Origin of the sequence: Halorubrum sp. SS7 (assembly GCF_005435055.1) — an archaeon.
GTDB classification, from domain to species: Archaea; Halobacteriota; Halobacteria; order Halobacteriales; family Haloferacaceae; genus Halorubrum; species Halorubrum salinarum.
This window is the reverse complement of sequence record NZ_SGXV01000484.1, coordinates 1-312: the sequence shown is the minus strand read 5'-3', so window position 1 is coordinate 312 and position 312 is coordinate 1. Positions and strand designations below refer to the sequence as shown.

The 312-nt window shown below is 49.4% G+C and carries 1 pseudogene; it reads left to right on the top strand.

From position 1 onward, the window contains the following. Positions 1-231 (top strand): annotated as a pseudogene (locus EXE44_RS21250) (hypothetical protein); the annotation flags it as partial. Positions 232-312: the final 81 nt, after the last annotated feature.

Sequence of the window (312 nt, the reverse complement as noted above, 5' to 3'; positions counted from 1 at the left end):
AGCGAGTCGGATAATGTTTCCGCAGCAGCCGAAGAACAAACATCGTCGCTTGCGGAGGTCTCTCAGAATGCAGACAATCTCAAAGAACGAGCGGGGAAGCTTCAAGACCGGCTCAGCGGGTTCACTATTGATGCGGACCCTAACCGGGTTATCGATATAGCGGGTGAACATGCCGGAGCGCAGGCAGGTAGTTCGGTCAAGGTAGTAGGTGATGGTGGCAATACAGAGTGACAGTCATCTTGCTGGCTCTGTTGACATTCTAGTTTTCAAATATATAATATAATACAGCTCTTTACCCTCCGAGCACTAGAT